Origin of the sequence: Methylocella silvestris BL2 (assembly GCF_000021745.1) — a bacterium.
GTDB lineage: Bacteria > Pseudomonadota > Alphaproteobacteria > Rhizobiales > Beijerinckiaceae > Methylocapsa > Methylocapsa silvestris.
Window position 1 is genome coordinate 746,545 of record NC_011666.1, and the last position, 19,034, is coordinate 765,578.

Annotated in this window: 15 protein-coding genes and 1 tRNA gene; 7 read left to right on the plus strand and 9 right to left on the minus strand. The window is 61.0% G+C overall.

The genetic code is table 11. The features are described from left to right. Positions 1–331: 331 nt before the first annotated feature. From MSIL_RS03495 to MSIL_RS03520, 5 genes are all read right to left on the minus strand, one after another. Entirely contained in the window at positions 332–1,153 is an 822-nt protein-coding gene (locus MSIL_RS03495; RefSeq protein WP_244406209.1) for an alpha/beta hydrolase, read from the minus strand. Between the two features lie 415 nt (positions 1,154–1,568). Next, on the minus strand, positions 1,569–2,657 hold the full coding sequence (locus tag MSIL_RS03500; RefSeq protein ID WP_012589727.1) for an alpha/beta hydrolase family protein: 1,089 nt from the start codon (positions 2,655–2,657) through the stop codon (positions 1,569–1,571). A 484-nt stretch (positions 2,658–3,141) separates the two neighbouring features. Then, positions 3,142–4,122 carry an aldo/keto reductase gene (locus tag MSIL_RS03510; protein WP_012589728.1) on the minus strand — a complete coding sequence of 327 codons (981 nt, stop codon included), beginning with the start codon at positions 4,120–4,122 and terminating at the stop codon, positions 3,142–3,144. A gap of 140 nt (positions 4,123–4,262) precedes the next feature. Then, complete coding sequence (locus MSIL_RS03515) at positions 4,263–4,868, minus strand: LbetaH domain-containing protein (RefSeq protein WP_012589729.1); 606 nt, start codon at positions 4,866–4,868, stop codon at positions 4,263–4,265. After that, a complete protein-coding gene (locus MSIL_RS03520) occupies positions 4,865–6,058 on the minus strand; it encodes a glycosyltransferase (protein WP_012589730.1) in 1,194 nt (397 codons plus the stop codon). The genes MSIL_RS03515 and MSIL_RS03520 overlap by 4 nt, the downstream gene beginning before the upstream one ends. Before the next feature lie 597 nt (positions 6,059–6,655). On the opposite strand from MSIL_RS03520, the gene MSIL_RS03525 reads away from it, so the two are divergent. Beyond that, on the plus strand, positions 6,656–8,194 hold the full coding sequence (locus MSIL_RS03525; protein WP_012589731.1) for a hypothetical protein: 1,539 nt from the start codon (positions 6,656–6,658) through the stop codon (positions 8,192–8,194). A gap of 343 nt (positions 8,195–8,537) precedes the next feature. On the opposite strand, the gene MSIL_RS03530 is transcribed toward MSIL_RS03525, so the two are convergent. Beyond that, positions 8,538–9,284, minus strand: coding sequence for a glycoside hydrolase family 25 protein (locus MSIL_RS03530; RefSeq protein WP_012589732.1), 747 nt, complete (start codon positions 9,282–9,284; stop codon positions 8,538–8,540). A gap of 262 nt (positions 9,285–9,546) precedes the next feature. Here MSIL_RS03530 and MSIL_RS03535 point away from each other — a divergent pair, with 262 nt between their 5' ends. From MSIL_RS03535 to MSIL_RS21165, 4 genes are all read left to right on the plus strand, one after another. Further along, positions 9,547–11,283, plus strand: coding sequence for an ABC transporter permease (locus MSIL_RS03535; RefSeq protein WP_012589733.1), 1,737 nt, complete (start codon positions 9,547–9,549; stop codon positions 11,281–11,283). An 8-nt stretch (positions 11,284–11,291) separates the two neighbouring features. Further along, complete coding sequence (locus MSIL_RS03540; RefSeq protein ID WP_012589734.1) at positions 11,292–12,617, plus strand: ABC transporter ATP-binding protein; 1,326 nt, start codon at positions 11,292–11,294, stop codon at positions 12,615–12,617. A gap of 584 nt (positions 12,618–13,201) precedes the next feature. After that, positions 13,202–13,930: a helix-turn-helix transcriptional regulator gene (locus MSIL_RS03545; RefSeq protein ID WP_012589735.1), complete on the plus strand. Its 729-nt coding sequence runs from the start codon at positions 13,202–13,204 to the stop codon at positions 13,928–13,930. Between the two features lie 230 nt (positions 13,931–14,160). After that, positions 14,161–14,745, plus strand: a complete 585-nt coding sequence (locus tag MSIL_RS21165) for a hypothetical protein (RefSeq protein ID WP_012589736.1) — start codon at positions 14,161–14,163, stop codon at positions 14,743–14,745. A 39-nt stretch (positions 14,746–14,784) separates the two neighbouring features. On the opposite strand, the gene mgtE is transcribed toward MSIL_RS21165, so the two are convergent. Then, entirely contained in the window at positions 14,785–16,197 is a 1,413-nt protein-coding gene (mgtE, locus tag MSIL_RS03555) for a magnesium transporter (protein ID WP_012589737.1), read from the minus strand. A gap of 170 nt (positions 16,198–16,367) precedes the next feature. Here mgtE and MSIL_RS03560 point away from each other — a divergent pair, with 170 nt between their 5' ends. After that, positions 16,368–17,261 carry a polysaccharide deacetylase family protein gene (locus tag MSIL_RS03560; protein ID WP_012589738.1) on the plus strand — a complete coding sequence of 298 codons (894 nt, stop codon included), beginning with the start codon at positions 16,368–16,370 and terminating at the stop codon, positions 17,259–17,261. A 52-nt stretch (positions 17,262–17,313) separates the two neighbouring features. Here the strand turns inward: MSIL_RS03560 and MSIL_RS03565 are convergent. After that, positions 17,314–17,398: transfer RNA gene (locus tag MSIL_RS03565), tRNA-Leu, on the minus strand. Between the two features lie 144 nt (positions 17,399–17,542). Between MSIL_RS03565 and lipB the strand changes: the two genes are divergently transcribed. Then, positions 17,543–18,277 carry a lipoyl(octanoyl) transferase LipB gene (gene lipB, locus MSIL_RS03570; protein ID WP_012589739.1) on the plus strand — a complete coding sequence of 245 codons (735 nt, stop codon included), beginning with the start codon at positions 17,543–17,545 and terminating at the stop codon, positions 18,275–18,277. Between the two features lie 65 nt (positions 18,278–18,342). Here the strand turns inward: lipB and MSIL_RS03575 are convergent, their stop codons facing one another. After that, complete coding sequence (locus MSIL_RS03575; protein ID WP_012589740.1) at positions 18,343–19,032, minus strand: ABC transporter ATP-binding protein; 690 nt, start codon at positions 19,030–19,032, stop codon at positions 18,343–18,345. Between the last annotated feature and the right edge of the window lie 2 nt (positions 19,033–19,034).

A 19,034-nucleotide genomic window follows, 5' to 3' on the forward strand; every position in this document is an offset into this window, starting at 1 on the left:
CGCAACGCTCTGAGGCGGGTAAGCCGCGAAAAAGACTTCGTAAATGTTGTTTTTATACGTATTCTTCGCGTTGCCTTTCAATGTCACTTTGCCGTGAAGGCGGCGGGCGCCGCCAAAGCACGGGCTTAACGGATCAATTGCGCGCGAAAGCGAACAATTGCCCGCAGAGCTTGACGACAATTTAGATCGTATCGACGCCGCAACCTCGGGGAGCGTCGTGCGCTCCCCATTTCCTGCCGCTCTAAGAAATCCATGCGAGATCGCGCTGTGGTTGAGCGCCTGCGACGTCTGCGCGACAACACGCACGCGCCGCTGTCTCCGCGCCCCTGCTTCAGTATCGATCCAGGCCTTGCCGCTGTAGATAGTCGGACAAAATATCGGCGATCTGAATATTGTTGACGTCTGCAAACGAGAAATGCGTGTTGCCGAATATGCCGATGTCCGGCAAATGCAGGAGAGACGCATTGCCGCCATGCTTGTTGATCGCCTTGACCATGAGGCGACCCATGGCGATCCGGTTAATCCAGGTCTGCACGCGCGGATATGGGCTGGACGTAGGAGGAATTCCGTCCGAATATTGCATCCGAATGGGTATTTTCGTGAGCTTTAAAAAATCCGACATAGGCACTGGGTTTGGAGAGATCTGCGCGACGCCGGTTCCAATCGGATTGGGCAGTTCGGTATCCGGGAAGACATAATCGGTCGGCTCATAGGCATAAATTGCACGAACGTTGGCGCTTTTGGTCGCGGTGACCCAACCGAGCACGCCGCTCGCCGAATGCGTCAGCAATACCGCTGGTCCTATCTTCGCGAACAGCGCCGCGGCGCCGTCGGTCACGACAGCTCTGTCGGAAGGTCCTGTATCGACCGTAAACTGCCGAAAGAACTGATCGAGCGCGTCGGCGCCTCTGGGGAATTTGGTATTCGGATAAAAATTCGGCCAGATGCCAAGCCGCCATGCGACGAATAGATCCTGGTCGCCGGGGGTCGCAGTCAATGTGGCCGGTTGCGTGCTGTTGCCGGCGCGCCCGCGTCGCGGCTGATCAATGATGTGCACGGTGAAGTTTCGTCTCAGAAAGATCGATTGATACCCCTCGCGACCATCGGTCGTAGACTCCCAAGTCTTGCCGCTCTGGCCGCCGCCATGCCACATGACAAGCGGCAGTTTTCTTGGAAACACCGGTGATTGGAATTGCGTATAGACATGGTCGCCATGCAGAGTTTGCCCCGGACCGCCATTGACGAGGGGATTGAAATCTCCCGGAGCCTGTTTGACCGTTCCGCCCGCAAAGAAACTGCCTTGTTTTGCAATGATAAGCGGGCCGCGACGAGCGCCGTCCTGGCCGCCGCCATGATTGTCATGCGCCAGGCCCTCCCCGCCGGCGAGAAGCGGAAGCGAAGCGAGGGCCGCCCCAGCTCTCGCAAAAAATCCACGGCGGGACGAGCCTGCTTCAGCGTTTGACGGCGCGAGGCTGGACGATTGTTCGATGCCCATTGGGATTCTCCAGAGTTGTTTTCTTGTTGCGTTTTATTGTTCGTTTCGTGATTGGGCCCGTAGCAGGATGCGCCTAGCCGTTCCGCCCGAACTTCACGTTCTTTTTCAGCCATTTCATCAAATAATCGGCGACCTTGAGATTATTCTTGTCCTGCATCATCATGTGGCAGTTGCCATGTAGGCCGACCATCGGAAGCTGGACAACCTCGGATCTCCCCCCCGCCGCATTGATCGCTTTGGAGACCGCTGTGCGGCCGTTCAGACGATCTTGGCCTGTAGAGGCAGGGTTTCCAATGACATTATCCCCGAACAGCTCGATATCCGGAACACCACGATAGGCGGCAATCTGTTGCGCCGTCGGAATCGTGAGCTGATTTCCCTCAATGTTGACCACGGCCTTTACCAGATCGGGACGCAACCCGACGACAGCGTCAGCAAAGGGGCCGGACTGCGAATGGACGAGAAGGATTGCCGGGCCGAGCTGATCCAGCAAGGCGACCAGCGCCTGTGGTCCCTGCGTCAGAGCGCCCCCCTGCAGCGTGACTTCGGTGTAGGGAACGCCCTGGGCGTCAAATCCGTCTACGTTCTTAACTGGATATTGGAGGCCGGGATATGTAACCCCGAGCGCAGGGCCGAAGCGAAACGTCGTCCACGCCGCCTCTTCTGTTGTGCGTCGAATAGCGGGAAGCAGGCTCGCATTGTTTTCAAGCTTCGCCTGGTTGATAATGCTTGGATCAAACCCTGCGCGGCCCCTGCCCGGAAAATCGACGACATACACCGAATATCCGTTGCGCGCGAAATAGGTCGCCCATCCCTCGCGTCCGTCCGGAGTCGTTTCATAGGTCTGGCCGGTGAGGCCGCCGCCATGAACCATAATGATCGGATATTTTTTGGCGAAGATAGGTATTCTGTAGTGAACATACATTTGATCGATCATAATCTTCCCGGGCGTCGGCGCTCCCGTCGCCGGCGCGTCCGGGAAAGCCGTGGTGACGACTTTTCCGTTCACAAAGAACGTGCCTTCGTCCTGCAGGACGAGAGCGGATTCGAAGGTATTTCGGGGAAGCTTCGTTTGCGCATCGCCTTGAGATGGCGCGGTCAGACCAAGGATAGCGGCGGCAAGAAACGCGCAGCGCGCCCCTGGCTTGCGGCGAATGGACATGATGGCGCTCCCCTCTTTTGCGGCCGCGTTTTCTCGCGCCGTCTTGTTTCAGTTTTCACTTTCAAGGGGCGCGCCGCAGCCGAAATTCCCTTTTTCGAGCAAGTCGTCCCCGCCGACTGATATTGCAGCGTCGCGGTCGTTCCATCCAACGCGCTTCGGCGGCTATAGCGCCGTTGTAAAATGCCGCTGCACGCAGCGCGTCAGCAACCGACAAGCCAACAACTTCAGGATGTCCGTCTGTCTCGAACCGAGCGCCCTTGATCACGTTTCGGTGACAAGAACCCTAAACGCCGCGCCGGCCGTGATCTTCCACGAAATTCGGATTGTTCTATAAAATAGCTCTTTTTCGGAAACGGCTGTTCTCGACCGCCGCCTGCGTTTGTCGGCTGATCTTTGGCCAGGCGGCGAAGCGTCGATAGCCATCGGACGCCAGAGTGCGCGGGCGGTCGTGCTCACAGGCGCTCGAATGCGGCTGGCGGCGGCGTTACGGCCGCAGGCCAAAGCCTCTTGGCGCGGGGGCGGATAATACCGTCTTATTTACGAATTCAACGACATCCGTGCGCGGCGCCCGCGTCGCCCGCGCGCAATTCTGCTCGATATGGGCGATCTGCGACATGGCGGCGACGACGACGCCGGTCGGATTATTGCCGAAGGCGTAGTCGAGCAAAATCTCGCTGGTCATGAAGGGCGGCCCATAGGCGAGCTGCGACGCCAGCGACGCCAGCCGGCCGCCGTCGCCGACCAGCAGATGCGACAGCCGCTCATAGGCCTTTCCGAGCGGGCTTTGCACCACGAGAAATTCCGCATGTCCCCCGGGCGGGGCGGCGCGAACGCGCTCGATCGCACGCTCGAACGGATTGTTCCGGATCATGACGACAGGAAACAGATCGGTTTCCCGGGCAGCCTCGATCACGTCCGGACTGCCAGCGATCGCGAGGCGGCGCACATAGCCCTTGACGACCACATCGGCGAGGGCGTCGCCGATCGCCGGATTGCGGCAATCCTCGACGCTCGGATTTTGCAGCGCCAGCACATCGAGATAGTCGGTTTTAAGCCGCCGCAAACTGTCGAGGACCGAGGATCCGATTCGTTCCGGGCGCAGCGGCTCGCGCTCGTGGCCCGCCTTCAGAGCGCGCAGGGACACGGCCGCAAGCTCGGGAAAGGCGTTGAGGGCGCTGCGTTTGAAGGATGAAAAAAGCCGCATGACGCGGGACGGATTTGGCCGGGCCGGGCCGACCTTCGCCGAAACGATGACCTGATCCCGCCGCCCGGCGAGGAAGCGCCCAAGGATCGTCTCGGCGTCGCCATCGCCGTCAGACGGCGCGACGTCATACCATGTCACGCCGTGGTCAAAGGCATAATCGAGAAGGCGCCGCGACTGCGCTTCCGACACGCGCGAACCCAGGCTGACGCAACTGAACCCCAACGCCGACACGGCGCGGTCGGGGTATAGGACCGTTCGCATAGCGGCTTCCCCTCAACGCCGATCAAGGTCGGACAAAGCCTTGCGGCATGTCAACACACTTCTACCGGACGGATTGGGGGCGCCTCAAGCAATCGAATCTCGTCGCATCGACGCGGATACGCCGCGACGCTGCGATTGCGTCATTCCGCGGCGCGGGGGATATTTTCCCCGGCGCCGTCTTCGTCGAAGCGCAGACTGCGCGGCTTCAGCATCCGGGCGGGGTTGCCGCCATAGATCGTCCAGGGCGCGAGATCGCGGAAGGCGCAGCCCCGCGCGCCGAGCACGGCTCCTTCCCCGAGGGTGACGCCGGGACCGACAAAGGCCTCGGCGGCGACCCAGGCGCGCCGGCCGATGGTGACCGGGCGCGCGACGGTCTGGAAGAACGCGTCCTCAACGTCATGGCCGGCGGAGCACAAATTGGCGCCCTGCGACACAATGGCGTAGTCCTGAATGGTGATTTTCTCGACGCAATAGACATTCACGCCGGGGCCAAGCACGGCGAAGCGCCCGACGTCGAGATGCGGCGGATACCACACCTTGACCGTGCCATAGACTGCCGCATTCGAGGCGATCTTCGCGCCAAACAGGCGAAGAAGCATGCGCCGCCACCCATGCATCAGTGGCGGCGTCCAGGAGGCCAGGAGGACCCAGGTCAGGATCCAACTCGCCCGAAAAGCGCGGTTCGCCACCGAATAGGTCGGGCCGCCCTCGAGCGGCCGGGTCGATCGTGCGTCGAGTATTTTCATGCGGCTTGCGAAGTCCTGAAAGCCTCGATCAGTTCCGGAGCCATGCTGCCCATGTCGAACTTCGTAAGATAGGTCGCCCGCGCCCGTTTGCTCATTTCCTGTTTTTCGAGGGGCGAAAGGCTCAAAAAATGCTCGATCAGCCGGGTGACGCCAGGAAGGTCGTCATTTTCGACGAATCCGGCATTATTGTCAGCCACCTCGCGCCAAGTGGCGACCTTGTCTGTGGTCAGCACCGGCTTGCCGCAGGCGAGCGCCTCGGCGATGACAATGCCGAAGTTTTCCTGGTGCGAAGGCAGGATGAATCCATCGCAGGCGCGAAAGGCGCCCCATTTCAGATCGCCCTTCAGCATGCCGGGCCAGTGGATGCGATCAGCCACGCCGCGCTGCGCCGCGACCTCCTGGAGCTCTTTAACGGCCCCGACCGAGTCCGGACCGGCGATCACCAGATCGAGGTCGGGATCCCCGCCCGCCATCTTGGCGAAGGCTTCGACCAGGATGTCGCATCCCTTCTTGGGGTGAATCCGGCTGAGGAACAGCAGAAAACGGCGCTCGCCGAGCTGCGGAAGGGCGGCGCGAAAGCTCTTGATCTGGGCCTCTGCGTCGCCGCTGACGTCGACGATTCCATAAGGCACCACGCGCGCCCGCGCCCGATAGGGCCAAAAGGAGGTCTTGGCCAGTTCGCGCTCCTCTTTCGTCACGAACATGACGGACGTCGCATTGTTGATCAGCCGACCCTCGCTGGCCCACCAGAGCAACTGCTTGAAGAAGGCTTTGACGGGGGAAATCTTGTTGAAATAGGGGTCGAGCATCCCATGCGCGTAAACGAAATATCGCGTATCGGTGCCGACCAGCGCCTGCCGCGCGGCGAGCGAGGCGAAATTCCAAAGACCGTTGACGATGACCGCGTCATAGCGCTTGGCGTTTTCCCGAATCCAAGGAACAATCGCCGGACTATAGCCGTAGCGGAGGAACGGAATGCGCTTCTTCCAGGCGTGATAGGCTGGGCTAGGATTCCCCATGGGGTACACGCGCACCGGCGACGTTTTCACCCATGGATCGGTCGGCATGTCGAGCGACACGATCTCGCGGTCGCAACCCTGCGCGCGCAGGGCCGGCGCCGAAGTGAAGATGCCTTCGATAGGGCCGCCATATTCGGGGTTACACGTCGGAATGATGTGCAAAATGATCATGCGAAATCGATGTCCGTTGCTGCGTCGATAAGGATAGGCAAGGTTCGCGCCGCCGGCCTCGGCAGGGATCGCATTTCATTCAAGTCCTATCCGAAATCGGCCTGCGGAGCAACGCCGATCAAGCTGAGCCCGGGTGCGCAAAAGCACGGCGCTGACATTCTATGTAACATTCCGATAACGGTTTATGCATAGATAGTATTCATCACGCAGAAACCCTTCATATTGCAGTTTTAACGCGATTCTGGTCGGAAATACACTTGAGAATTTTAGGGCTTTCAGGCATTTGGATAATGCGCCCCGAGCCTGAGCGCCGCCGAAAGCTCCGGCCTTGCCGCGCGAGAAGAAGGAATTCACGCTGGAAGGAGCGTGAATTTGTCGCAGCCCAGGAAAACCGCTGTCGGATCCGGGCAGCGTCATAATTATCGCAATTTGATCTTTCAGGGACTTTACACGAATATGCGCATCATTCCTCGACTGTGGCCTTTTGTCCGCAGCTATGCACGCGCGGGCGCTGGCTGCGCCGGCGTGTTGTGCGCCTTGGTGGCGTGACCGACCTGCGTCGATCGGGCGCGCCGGACAGCAAATAAGGATCGCCGCTTGGAAAAGGCCTTCGATTCTGCAGACCTGAAAGACACCCGTGTTCCGCTGATCATCCCCTTCGCGGCCGCCAGCGCATTAGGCGTCGTAGCGTTGTGCCTCGGATCCAGTCTCCCGGTCGTGCTGATGTGCGTCGCGGGGATAACCGTCAGCTTTCTTCCATTACACCTTTATGGACGCGATCTCTATTCGATGGTCGCGATCCTTTTTTCAGCCCGATACCTGATCATCGCCTTGCTTTTGAAGATTGGCTACGGTCAATCGCTCGACAGCTATCTCTTCGACGCTGCCGCGGCTTATGGCTGGACGCTGGTGTTGATGGTGATTGTCACCCTCATTGTATTGCTGGCGAGGCGATGGGACCCCGGCAAGCAATTCTTTGAATTCGCGACCGATCCACCAAGCCTCCGCAAGCTTGCGCTCATATCCTTTTCCATCGGCGTGAGTTGCCTTGCTGTTATCGGCTCCCGAGGCGGCGGCGACGGAGAGGCCAGCGCCGGTCCAATAATGGTCATCGCGGCGGCTCTCGTATCCTTCATTGTTCTTGGTCTTGCCGCGGAAGCCATACGATCGGTAGAGCTTTCGGGCGGCAAGAAGTTATTTTCACCGTTGCTCGCGGGCATGTTCGGCTTCACTTTCCTGGCCGTCATCGCCCTCAATCAACGGGCCTTCCTGTTCGACGCCGTCCTCGGCGTTGCGCTCGTCGGCATCATGTATCGCGCCATCAGCCCCCGTTTGATTGTCTTTGGTCTCGTATTCGCGGTTATCTTTGCAAATTTCCTGTCGCCTCTCACTCTTTATTTGCGCAGTCAACGAGGAGTCGGAATCTCTCAATTTATCGACATTGCCTCGCAGACTGCCACACGCATGATTGTAGATCCGGAATTTCGCAGGACCGTCGTTGAAACTACAAAATTCGCCCAAACTCAGAATTTTACCGAAGATACGGCCTTTGACTATTTTGGCGACCGCTCAAACATCGCAAATCGCCTGTCCCATGTCGCTTTGCTCGACGCAGTGCTGAACGGCGTGCGCACGAGAACCTATGTCGGCTTTCCGGCGGTCGAAAAGAATCTCGCGGGCGTGATGCCCGGTTTTCTCGGCTTCAAGAAAGATGGCGTCAGCGTCGGCGACTGGCTGGCGTGGCATACCGGGCTGCTCGAACCCCCCTACACGACCTATATTGTTTATAGCTTGCCGATGGAGGCCTACACGACTTGGGGATGGATCGGCTTTCTGACCTATCCGTTTATCTTCCTCTTGCCGGTTTTGGTTATCTTTTCACGCCTCTCGAGTTTCAGACTCAGGGCGCCCGTGAGCATCTTTCTCTTCGCAGACATGCAGCACGCCTTGATCGAATCCACGTCCGACGGCTTTATGAATTTGGTGATGCGCGAAATAGTCGTTCTTGCGATCGTCCTCGGCGCCATCCATTTCGTCTTCTTCCGCGAACGGCCGCCGCGCATCGCCCGTCATCTCGTCAAGGCGGCGCTGTTAAGGGAGCCACGCCGCGTTCTGGCGCGCCGTCACGGCAATTAGGTCATCCTCATGGAGCCGCGGGCCCGCGCGAGCTCGGCGCTACATGCGCGGCCTCTGGCTGCGGCTCCCAAAAACGACAAGGATAACCGTCGAATCCGGCGTTCCCGCATTGGCGAATCGCCAGAATTGGCTTATGTTCGTCCTATCATCAACGTATCGGAAGGAGGTGATCCAGTGTCTCATTGTCATTTGCTGCGGGCCCGGACCTGGACTCGCGCCAGTGAGGTTTTCGCCTCCTAGGCGTCAGGTTCGCGGAAACGCGGTCCGACAATGGAAGGGTCGTCCGGGAAGGGCGGCCCTTCTTTTATTTTGGCGATTGTTCAAGCGGATCCGCCAAAGCGCTCTACGCGCGCGAGGCCACGGTCACCGCGCCAAGCCAGACCTGCCAATCCTTCGGCGTGCCATTGAACGCGTTGCGGTCGACATTGCCCTTGATGCCGGCGACGCGCCCTTCCGCCGTGTGCTGCCAGAAGCGCCATTTGCGCGCGCCATATTTCAGCGCCGGATGGCATTTCACGCTCCGGACCCAGATCGGATAGTCGGCGAATTCGCCCTGCATCACATCCTTGTGGAAATCGACCGACGTATAGATCACCGGCCGCTTCCCATAAGCGCGCTCCATTGCGTCGAGAATGATTTTCATTTCCGAGATGGCGACATCCCGCGGCACTTTCCTCGGGCAGGTTTTCGATTGGCCATTCCACTCGACGTCAAGAACCGGCGGCAGCGCGTCGGGATCGTTCGGCACATTGGCGGTGAACCAGGCCGCCTGCTCTTCTGCCGGGCGGCACCAATAGGCAAAATGATAAGCGCCGCGCGGAATGCCCGCGGCCTTCGCCGAGGCCCAATTCTGCGCGAATTTATCGTCGATGTGATCGCCGCCTTCGGTCGCCTTGATCCAGGCGAACTGCACCCCGGCCCCACGCACGCTCGGCCAGTCGATCTCGCCCTGATATTTCGAAACGTCGATGCCGTGAATCTGGTAATCCGACGGAGTCGGAAACGGATCCTCTCCGAGGCCGCCGCCCGCACAGCCGGCGACCAGCAGGGGAACCGCCAGCGCGAAAATGCAATAGAGGGGTCGCCACATTGTTCTGAACCGGGATGTCGATCCAATTCGATTATCGTGAAATGAGTAAAGCCTCGTTAACAAGTCGAAAAAACGGCGGCCTGCTTTCGCCAATCTGTTTTCTTTCACGCTGAAGTGATGCTCGCGCCGGATTCGCCTTTTGCGCCCGTCATCGAACTGTCACGCTTCTCGGAGACGGTTGCGATTGAAGCGCCTCTTTGCTGCGGCGGCGCTCCCCGCCTCTTCCGCCAGGCCGCATGCGGCACATGTCTAAAAGGCCGCCATGCCGCCACGTTTCGTCGCCTTCACCTCGCTTGGCCGCAAGGCCCTGCCCAATCAATATGATCTGCTCGGCCTTGGGCTAATCTTTTCCGCCTTCATCGCAATCGCGCATTTTTCGCACGGTCTGACGCTGCCGATCGCGGCGCCGAACTCGACGGTAACCTCGCTCGATTACGCGGGCCTGCCCTATTATGCGATGCGCACCACCCTGCGCATGTTCGCGGCCATGGCGGCCTCGCTGCTGTTCACTTTCACCTATGCGACGCTCGCCGCCAAGAGCCGGCGGGCCGAACTCGTGCTCATTCCCCTGCTCGACATTCTGCAGTCGGTGCCGATTCTCGGCTTTCTGTCCTTCACCGTCACGTTTTTCCTGGGGCTGTTTCCGGGCTCCATTCTCGGCGTCGAATGCGCGGCCATTTTTGCAATCTTCACGTCGCAGGCCTGGAACATGGCCTTTTCCTTCTATCAGTCGCTGCGCAGCGTGCCGCGCGATCTCGTCGAGGTCGCGAGCGGCTTCCAGCTCTCCGGTTGGCAGCGCTTCTGGCAGCTCGAGGCGCCTTTCGCCATGCCCGGCCTCATCTGGAACATGATGATGTCGATGTCGGGCGGCTGGTTCTTCGTCGTCGCCTCGGAGGCGATCTCGGTCGGCGACACGACGATCAAGCTCCCCGGCGTCGGCTCCTATCTCGCCCTCGCCATCGAGCAGAAGCGCATCGACGCGGTGTTCGCCGCCGTGGTGACGATGGCGATCGTCATCCTCGCCTATGATCAGTTGCTGTTTCGTCCGCTCGTCGCCTTCGGCTCGCGTTTTCGCGTCGAACTCTCGGCCGGCCAGAGCCAGTCGCGCTCCTTTGTCCGCGACCTCTTTCTTCGCACCCACTGGCTACGCGCGCTGACGCGGCCGCCGTCCGATTTGTTCCAGAGCTTCGCCCTCTGGCGGCTCGAATTGCGGCGCAGCCACAAATTCAAACCCGCGCCCGACCCGGCGTTGAGCCGCCTCGTCGACATTTTGTGGTTCGTCGCGATCGCGGCGATGATCGCCTGGTCGGGTTGGCGGATCGTTGACTATGTAAGCACGGAGCTCACCTTCGCCGACCTCGGACAGGCTGTCGAATATACGTTGTTCACCCTGATCCGCGTCGTCGTACTGCTCGCTCTTGCGACGATCGTCTGGGTGCCGGTCGGCGTCTGGATCGGGCTTCGGCCGGCGCTCGCCGACAAGATCCAGCCGCTGGCGCAATTTCTCGCCGCCTTCCCGGCCAATGTGATCTTTCCGATCGCCGTCGTGCTGATCCTGCGCTTTTCCCTCAATCCGGACATCTGGCTCTCGCCGCTGATCGTGTTCGGCACGCAATGGTACATCTTGTTCAATGTGATCGCCGGCGCCGCGGCCTTTCCGAACGATCTCAAGGAGGCGGTCGCGGGCTTTCGCATCCACGGCCTCGACTGGTGGAAAAGCGTGATGATCCCGGCGATCTTCCCCTTTTACGTCACCGGCGCGCTGACGGCCTCCGGCGGCTCGTGGAACGCCGCCATTGTCGCGGAATATGTGCGCTGGGGCGACACGGTCGTCGCCGCCCACGGAATCGGCGCCTATATCGCCGAGGCGACGGAAAAGGGCGATTATCCGAAAATCGTTCTCGGCGTCGCCGTAATGGCAGCCGTCGTCATTTTGTTCAACAGGCTGTTCTGGCGCCCGCTCTTCGGCCTCGCAGAGCGCCGTCTTCGACTGGATTGAGGCTTTCCATGCCCAACGCCGCCGCCTCGCTTCCCGCCGACGCGCCTCTGCTTGAAGTCAAAAATATCATTCAACACTATCAGACCGGCTCGGGAGAGCAGGGACCGCGAGTCCTCGACAATGTCTCGCTGTCCTTGAGACAGAACGAAATCGTCGGGCTGCTCGGACGTTCCGGCTGCGGCAAGTCGTCCTTGCTACGCATCGTCTCGGGGCTCGTCCGGCCAGCGTCGGGCGAAGTCAGCTATCTTGGCGCGCCAGTCGAGGGCCCGGTCGACGGCGTCGCCATGGTTTTCCAGAGCTTTGCGCTGTTTCCCTGGCTCACCGTGCTCGCCAATGTCGAACTCGGCCTTCGCGCCCGCAAGGCGCCGCGCGAGGAAGCCCGGCGCCGCGCCCTCAAGGCGATCGACCTCATCGGCCTCGACGGCTTCGAATCGGCGTTTCCAAAGGAGCTTTCAGGCGGCATGCGGCAACGCGTCGGCTTCGCCCGGGCGCTTGTCGTGCATCCGAATATTCTTCTGATGGACGAGCCCTTTTCGGCGCTCGACGTGCTGACCGCCGAGACCCTTCGCACCGACCTGCTCGATCTCTGGGTCGAAGGACGCATGCCGATCAAATCCATTTTGATGGTGACGCATAACATCGAGGAGGCGGTGCTGATGTGCAATCGCATCATCGTCCTCGCCTCCAATCCCGGCCGCATCGCGGCCGAGATCGAGGTGACGCTTGCCCATCCGCGCAACCGGCTCGATCCCGAATTCCGTCAGCTCGTCGACAAGATCTATGCGCTAATGACGAAGCGGTCCGAAACCGCGCCCGGCCGCGAAGGGGCTTTTGCGGGCCTTGGCGTCGGCATGTCCTTGCCGCTGGTCTCGACCAACACCATCGCCGGCATGATCGAGGAGGTCGCAGCCGACCCGTATCATGGCCGCGCCGACCTGCCGGCGCTCGCCGATAGTTTGCAGCTCGAGATCGACGAGCTCTTCCCCGTTGGCGAAACGTTGCAATTGATGCGTTTCGCTGAACTCGAGGAAGGCGATATCAGGTTGACGCCGGCCGGGACGCGCTTCGCCGATCTCGAAACCGACGCGCGCAAAAAACTGTTCGGCGACCACCTCGTCGCCTATGTCCCGTTGGCCGGACGCATCAGGGCAGTCCTCGAGGAGCGCCCGAGTCATACGGCGCGCGCCGCGCGCTTCCTCGAAGAGCTCGAAGATCATATGTCCGAGGACTATGCCGCCAAAACCCTGCAAAGCGTCATCAATTGGGGCCGCTACGGCGAGTTGTTCGCCTATGACGAAAAGGCGGAAATGTTCAGCCTGGAAAATCCACAATAGAAACGTGGCCTGCAAGCATTACGCTGCCTCGCTGGATTGCCGCCCCTTCATTCCATGCGCGTCGGAAGTGCGAATATCGAGCGCTTCACAACATTGCTTGCTTTACACCTTCTACAATACAGATACGTATGCAGCGCGCATGCCGGCAACAGGTTTTTGATTTGCGGAAGGCATTCTGAATGCGGCTATCGCCTTTTCCTCAGCGTCGGCTCCGCTGTTCACAAGCGCTCGGATAGCGTGTTTTTGACCACAGGTTCAAGATGGTCGCGCGTTTTCTTTCAGGCGGATTTTTCAAGTCCTTGGCTATGTCTTGTAGCACTGCTGAAGCCTGCAAAAGCTGCTCTGCTTGGATCGCCGGAGCATACCTCTACGGCCGCTTATAAAACTGCGCGCTCAGAGGCGCGCTACGCGTCCAATCAAGCTCGACAGTTTTAGACGCCTGTAGGATACTGAATCAGGTGTTGAGAGTAAAAAACAGAAAGCAGCTTCACATTTTACCATAAGAAATCGTCGTACGGCATTGTTGTATTTATTAAACAACCAAGCCTCTGCGTCTACCCGCCGAATTTCACTAGGGGGTTGCGATGGCGAATCAGGAACCGTTGGAGCAAATTCAAATCGAAGTAGCCGAGAGCCAACTGAATGAACTGCTCGGCCTCGTTCGTCGGATCTACGATCTACATTCCCTCATTTATTTATGCCCTTCCTTCATGGGACATAGCCTCTCGGAGCCCTTTATCGTTCAACCCACATGCCCCGGCTGGGCCGACCGACAAAAGATACAGTCTCAGCTGCTGGTCGATTCAATGACTTCGGCGATAGCGCGCGCCGTGCTCCCCATGGACTGGGCTCAGCTTCGTCGAAGGAGCGCGCAAAAAAGGGGGATACATTTTCTGCCGAACAGCCTCGGCAATAATCGGCAAGGGGTCACGATTCCCGTGCGCGGCCCGTCTGGCGGTTATTGGGCGTTGCTTATCGCCACTTCGAATGAAACGCATCTTCAGTGGACGGCCCGCAGGCACGAACTCACGAAAGACCTCGTCCAGATTGCCTATTACGTACACGCGCGAGCCTGCGACCTGCACGGTGTTTCATATTCAGCCGATGCCGCAGATGTAACGTCGCGCGAGATCGAGGCGCTCCAATTTATGGCCGAAGGTAAAATGATTGTAGAAATAGCAACGCGTATGCGCGTTTCACAATCGACCGTGTTGGCGCTTCTGGAGTCCGCGCGAGTCAAGCTTCACGCGCTCAATCGCGCCCATGCCGCCGCGAAAGCGCTCGGCGTGGGATTGATCTCGAAGGGGCGGTGATCTGCCGCGGTTTGCTAGACACGCAACGCCGGCGGCCTAAAGCATGACTTTGGCCCCAGACGGCGGGCATCCGGCACGTTCCGGTTGAAATTGCTCGATTCGCGCATTTACATGGTCTATATGTCGGGTTGCCGACAGTTTTGGTGGTCGCCTTCGGCGCGTCACGCGGGAAGCCGCCTGTCGGTCTTCGCGGCGATCGCAAAGCCCTTTTCAAGCCCAGAGGCATCGCCATGACAAGCCGGGAAGGAATTTCTGAAGATTCATTATCCACCGTATTCCGCCAGTTCCTCGGGTTTTTCCCAAATACGGACGAGTCACACCTGCCGGGCGCGTGGGGTCCGATCATCCGCAAGGCGCTGCAAAGCACAGCAGCGGCATTTTCAGCAGTACATGCGCCGAGGCTTGGCGCTGGTCCATTGCCCGACCCATGGACAACCATTGCCCTCAATCCTCAGCCGCTCCCGCCGCGCGTCGCTTTTGTCTGCGCAGTGGTACGGGAGGTGGCCGACAGAGCGCTGCTGATCTTTGACGTCGCCAACGCGCAGCGGGGAGGCGGCGATCAAGGCATTATCATTGTCAGCGGCTATGTCTCGCGCTTTGTCGATGACTATTGCGGCGATGATTTCCGCTTCAAATGGCCTTTCCCCGGGCCGCGCCCGGAATGGCTCTCGGAACGAGTGACATCGGTCGATCTGGTGATGGCGGGCCTCAATTTCGAACATGAATCGGCGCTTGCCCCGACCGACGATCTACAAGAGATTTTTGAGCAGGCGGGCTCGATCCTGAAAAGGGCCGGCGCCGACAGGATGCGCTGACGCGGCGCCGCGTCCCGGCCCAAAACAAAAATACGCGCGTCACCCCAAGCGGAACCACACCGTTGCGAAGCCAAGAAAGGCTGTGAAGCCGACGACATCGGTCACCGTCGTCACAAAGGCGCCCGACGCCACTGCCGGATCGATATGAAATTTCGCGAGTATTTGCGGGATCAATATGCCGCCCAAGGCTCCAGCGACGAGATTGGTCACCATGGCGAGGGCGATGACGACGCCGAGTGACGGGCTGCCAAACCAATAGCCCGCGATAACGCCGGTGAGGATCCCAAAGCCGACGCCATTCACCGCGCCGACGAGCACCTCGCGCAGGATGATGCGGGCGGCGTTGGCGCGCGACAGCTCCCGCGTCGCCAGAGCGCGCACCGCAACCGTCATCGTTTGCGTCGCAGCATTGCCGCCCTGGCTCGCGACGATCGGGGCGAGCACGGCGAGCGCAACCATTTTTTGCAGCGATCCCTCGAAAAGGCCGAGCACCGAGGAAGCGATGAAGGCGGTCAACAGATTGACGAGCAGCCAGACGAAGCGGCTCTTCGCCGTCCAGAACACGGTGTCCGACAATTCCTCCGATTCGGAGACGCCGCCGAGCGCCTTCAAATTGGCGTCGGCCTCTTCCTGGATGACGTCGACGACGTCGTCGATGGTGATGACGCCGACAAGCCGGTCGCCCTCGTCGACCACGGGCGCTGACACGAGATTGTAGCGCTGGAACAGCCGCGCGACTTCCTCGCGGTCTTCCGTGACTTCGACGCGGCGCCGGTCCGCGGACATGATGTCCTCCAGCAGCGCCCTGCTCTTTGAACGCAGCAGCGTGTCGAGGAAGACCGTCCCCAGCAGCCTGTGGCCCGGATCGACAATGAAGACTTCGTAGAAGGAATCCGGGAGATCCGCTTCGTCGGTGTCGCGCATGACGTCGATGGCCTGCCCTGCCGTCCAGTACGGCGGCGCGGTGACGAAAGTCGTCTGCATGAGGCGCCCGGCCGAATGGTCGGGATAATCGAGCGAGCGCTGCAACTGGGCGCGATCGACCGGCGACAGCGCATCGAGGATTTCCGCCTGCTCTTCCGGCTCGAGATCCTCCAACAGCGTGACTGCGTCGTCGTTTTCGAGATCGCGCACGCCTTCGGCGACTTCGCGCGCCGGCAGCCCTTCCAGAATTTCATCGCGGATATTGTCGTCGATTTCGGTCAGCGCGGCGAAATCGAAATGCGTCCCCATCAGCCGGACGAGGCGCAGGCGCTCCTCGGGTTCAAGCGCGACGATGAGGGCGCCGAGATCGGCCTCGTGCAGCGCCCCGGCGAGAACGGTGACGCGAGGCCCGTCATTGGCCTCGATCGCCGCCTTCACCTCTTCGAGGAAATCCGCGCGGACGCCGCCGTCCTCGTCGTAGATAGAGTCGTCGGCCTCGTTGGGCTCCTCGTGGTACAGTTCCGCCATTAACGCCCCAAGTGCTCGCCGCTGCCCCAGTGGCTTAATAGAGGGGATTTGCGATCCGGCAAGCCCGCAATGCGACGCCGCCTGCGGCCGATTTGCCGCCCCGACGGGTTTGACGTTTTGGCGGGAAGATTGCGGCTGACGCTGCCGCAAGGTCGGTTTATGAAGTCGCCATGAGCCGACGACGTCCGCCCCGCGCTGCAACGCTAGCCGCCGCCGCTCTGTTCGCGCTCCACGCGCCGGCCGGCGGCGCAGCGGCGCCTGCGCCAAAATCTTGCGGCCCCGACGCGCTGGGGGTCAGCCGCACCCTCGCCTTCAGCGCCAGGGGCGGCCTCGCCATCGGCTTCAAGAGCTATCCGAAGACGCTGGATCTCGCGGATCATGAAGTCGTGCTGACATTCGACGACGGCCCGGCGGCGGGGACGACGGCGAAAATTCTCGACGCTCTCGCCGCCGAATGCGTCAAGGCGACGTTTTTCCTCATCGGCCGCAACGCGCGAGGACTCCCCGCCCTCGTCCGCCGCGAGGCTGCCGAGGGCCACACCATCGCCCATCACAGTTTTTCGCACCCCGATATGCGCCGCTTAAGCGAGGCGGCGGCCAAGAAAAATATCGACGAAGGCTTTGCCGCCGACGATATGGCCGCCTATGGCGCCGCGGCGTCGGAGCCGCGCACGCCGTTCTTCCGCTATCCCGGCTTTTCCGACACGCCAACGCTGAACGGCTGGCTGGCCTCGCGCAACATTGCGGTGTTCGGTGCGGATCTTTGGGCCTCGGATTGGAACAAAATGACGCCGCAGGAGGAACTGGATCTCGTCATGTCGCGGCTTGAGGCGGCAAAGGGCGGCATCTTGCTCCTCCACGACATCAAGGCCGAGACGGCGGCGATGCTGCCGCAGCTGCTGCGCGAGATGAAGCGGCGCGGCTTCCGCATCGTGCATATCCGGCCGGGCGACGATCCGCCGCCGCTGCGCGACGCGCCCGCGGGCTGGTCGTCGGAGACCGAGAAAATTGCAGCGGGATTTTATGCCGGCAAGCCGGCGCCGCGCGCCGCCAGGCGCCCCTGAGGCAAAAAAACAGCGCCAAAAGAGGCGCCGTTGAGCAGGTCTTTTAAATGTTTGGTGCGGCCAAGAGGACTCGAACCTCCACCCCTTTCAGGACTAGCACCTCAAGCTAGCGCGTCTACCAGTTCCGCCATGGCCGCATCGCCCGTCTTCGGAGCAATCGCTCCGCGGGCAGGCGCGTCGTCTAACAAATGCAAAGCCGCGTGGCAAGGGCGCGGGCGTCCTGAAGATCCGCTTCGTGAGCCCATTGATCCCGCGCCAGAGAGGACTAAAACTCCGGTCCCATGACAGCAACGCCAACGATCTCGCGCGAAAGCCTGAAACCGCTCCCCTGGACCCGAGCCGATGGCGCGCCGGTCGAATGGCGCGTCTCCGATGGGCTCACGCCCTATGAGGACGCGGTGCGCTTCATGGAGCAGCGCGCCGAGGCTATCGCCGCAGGCCAAGCGCGCGAACAGATCTGGCTGCTCGAACATCCGCCGATCTACACCGCTGGAACCTCCGCCAAGGACGCTGACCTCGTCGACGCCCGCTTTCCGGTGTTCAAGACCGGCCGCGGCGGGCAATATACCTATCATGGCCCCGGCCAGCGGGTCGCCTATGTCATGCTGGACCTGACGCAGCGCAGGCGCGACGTGCGCGCCTTTGTCGCCGCGCTGGAAGCCTGGCTCATTGCGACGCTGGCCGAATTCAACGTCACGGGGGCGCGGCGCGAGGACCGCGTCGGCGTCTGGACGGCGCGTCCCGACAAGGCGCCGGGATTGTTGGGCCAGCCCGCGGAGGACAAGATCGCGGCGATCGGCGTCAGGATCAGACGCTGGGTCACGCTGCATGGGATTGCGCTCAACGTCGAACCCGATCTTGCGCATTTTTCCGGCATCGTCCCGTGCGGGATCGCGAGCGCCCATTATGGCGTGACGAGCCTCGTCGATCTCGGCCTGCCGATCGTCATGGAGGATGTCGACGCCGCATTGCGGCGCGAGTTCGAGGCGATTTTCGGCGCCGTCGTGAAAATTTAAGTTCCGCCAGCGCGCAGGCGGCCATCAGGCGCGGCGCGAAAAATGACGCGGACGTCCTGCTCTAGCTAATCCAGCTCCACCAGCAGCCCGTCGCGCAGGGTGATCCTGCGATCCATGCGGCCGGCGAGCTCCATGTTATGCGTCGCGATCAGCGTCGCGAGGCCGGTCGCGCGGACGATGGCGTCGAGCGATTCGAACACATGGTTCGCGGTCTTCGGATCGAGATTGCCGGTCGGCTCGTCGGCGAGAAGAAGGCCCGGCCCATTCGCCACGGCCCGGGCGATGGCGACTCGCTGCTGCTCGCCGCCGGACAATTCGGCAGGCCTATGGTCTTTTCGCGCGGAGAGGCCGAGATAATCCAGGATCTGCCCCGAGCGCTCCCTGGCTTCCTTGCGCGAATGGCCGGCGATCATCTGCGGCAGCATGACGTTTTCGAGCGCCGAAAACTCCGGCAGCAGATGATGGAACTGATAGACAAAGCCGATCTCGCAGCGCCGCAGCGCCGTGCGCTCCTGATCGGCCATGGCGACGGTCGGCACGCCGGCGACATAAACCTCCCCCGCGTCTGGCTTTTCCAGAAGGCCGGCGATATGCAGCAGCGTCGATTTGCCGGCGCCGGAGGGCGCGATCAGCGCGACTGATTGCCCGGCCCAGAGCCCGAATTCGGCGCCGCGCAGGATTTCGAGCGGCGCCCCCGCCTGATCGTAGCGGCGTTCAATCTTCTCAAGATAAAGCGCCGGCGGCGGTGACGTCATGG

Excerpts from the sequence above, each read along its gene's own strand:
- MSIL_RS03495 (WP_244406209.1), bottom strand. The coding sequence starts at position 1,153 with ATGTGGCATGGCGGCGGCCAGAGCGGCAAGACTTGGGAGTCTACGACC.
- MSIL_RS03500 (WP_012589727.1), bottom strand. The coding sequence starts at position 2,657 with ATGTCCATTCGCCGCAAGCCAGGGGCGCGCTGCGCGTTTCTTGCCGCC.
- MSIL_RS03510 (WP_012589728.1), bottom strand. The coding sequence starts at position 4,122 with ATGCGAACGGTCCTATACCCCGACCGCGCCGTGTCGGCGTTGGGGTTC.
- MSIL_RS03515 (WP_012589729.1), bottom strand. The coding sequence starts at position 4,868 with ATGAAAATACTCGACGCACGATCGACCCGGCCGCTCGAGGGCGGCCCG.
- MSIL_RS03520 (WP_012589730.1), bottom strand. The coding sequence starts at position 6,058 with ATGATCATTTTGCACATCATTCCGACGTGTAACCCCGAATATGGCGGC.
- MSIL_RS03530 (WP_012589732.1), bottom strand. The coding sequence starts at position 9,284 with ATGTGGCGACCCCTCTATTGCATTTTCGCGCTGGCGGTTCCCCTGCTG.
- MSIL_RS03535 (WP_012589733.1), top strand. The coding sequence starts at position 9,547 with ATGCCGCCACGTTTCGTCGCCTTCACCTCGCTTGGCCGCAAGGCCCTG.
- MSIL_RS03540 (WP_012589734.1), top strand. The coding sequence starts at position 11,292 with ATGCCCAACGCCGCCGCCTCGCTTCCCGCCGACGCGCCTCTGCTTGAA.
- MSIL_RS03545 (WP_012589735.1), top strand. The coding sequence starts at position 13,202 with ATGGCGAATCAGGAACCGTTGGAGCAAATTCAAATCGAAGTAGCCGAG.
- MSIL_RS21165 (WP_012589736.1), top strand. The coding sequence starts at position 14,161 with ATGACAAGCCGGGAAGGAATTTCTGAAGATTCATTATCCACCGTATTC.
- mgtE (WP_012589737.1), bottom strand. The coding sequence starts at position 16,197 with ATGGCGGAACTGTACCACGAGGAGCCCAACGAGGCCGACGACTCTATC.
- MSIL_RS03560 (WP_012589738.1), top strand. The coding sequence starts at position 16,368 with ATGAGCCGACGACGTCCGCCCCGCGCTGCAACGCTAGCCGCCGCCGCT.
- lipB (WP_012589739.1), top strand. The coding sequence starts at position 17,543 with ATGACAGCAACGCCAACGATCTCGCGCGAAAGCCTGAAACCGCTCCCC.
- MSIL_RS03575 (WP_012589740.1), bottom strand. The coding sequence starts at position 19,032 with ATGACGTCACCGCCGCCGGCGCTTTATCTTGAGAAGATTGAACGCCGC.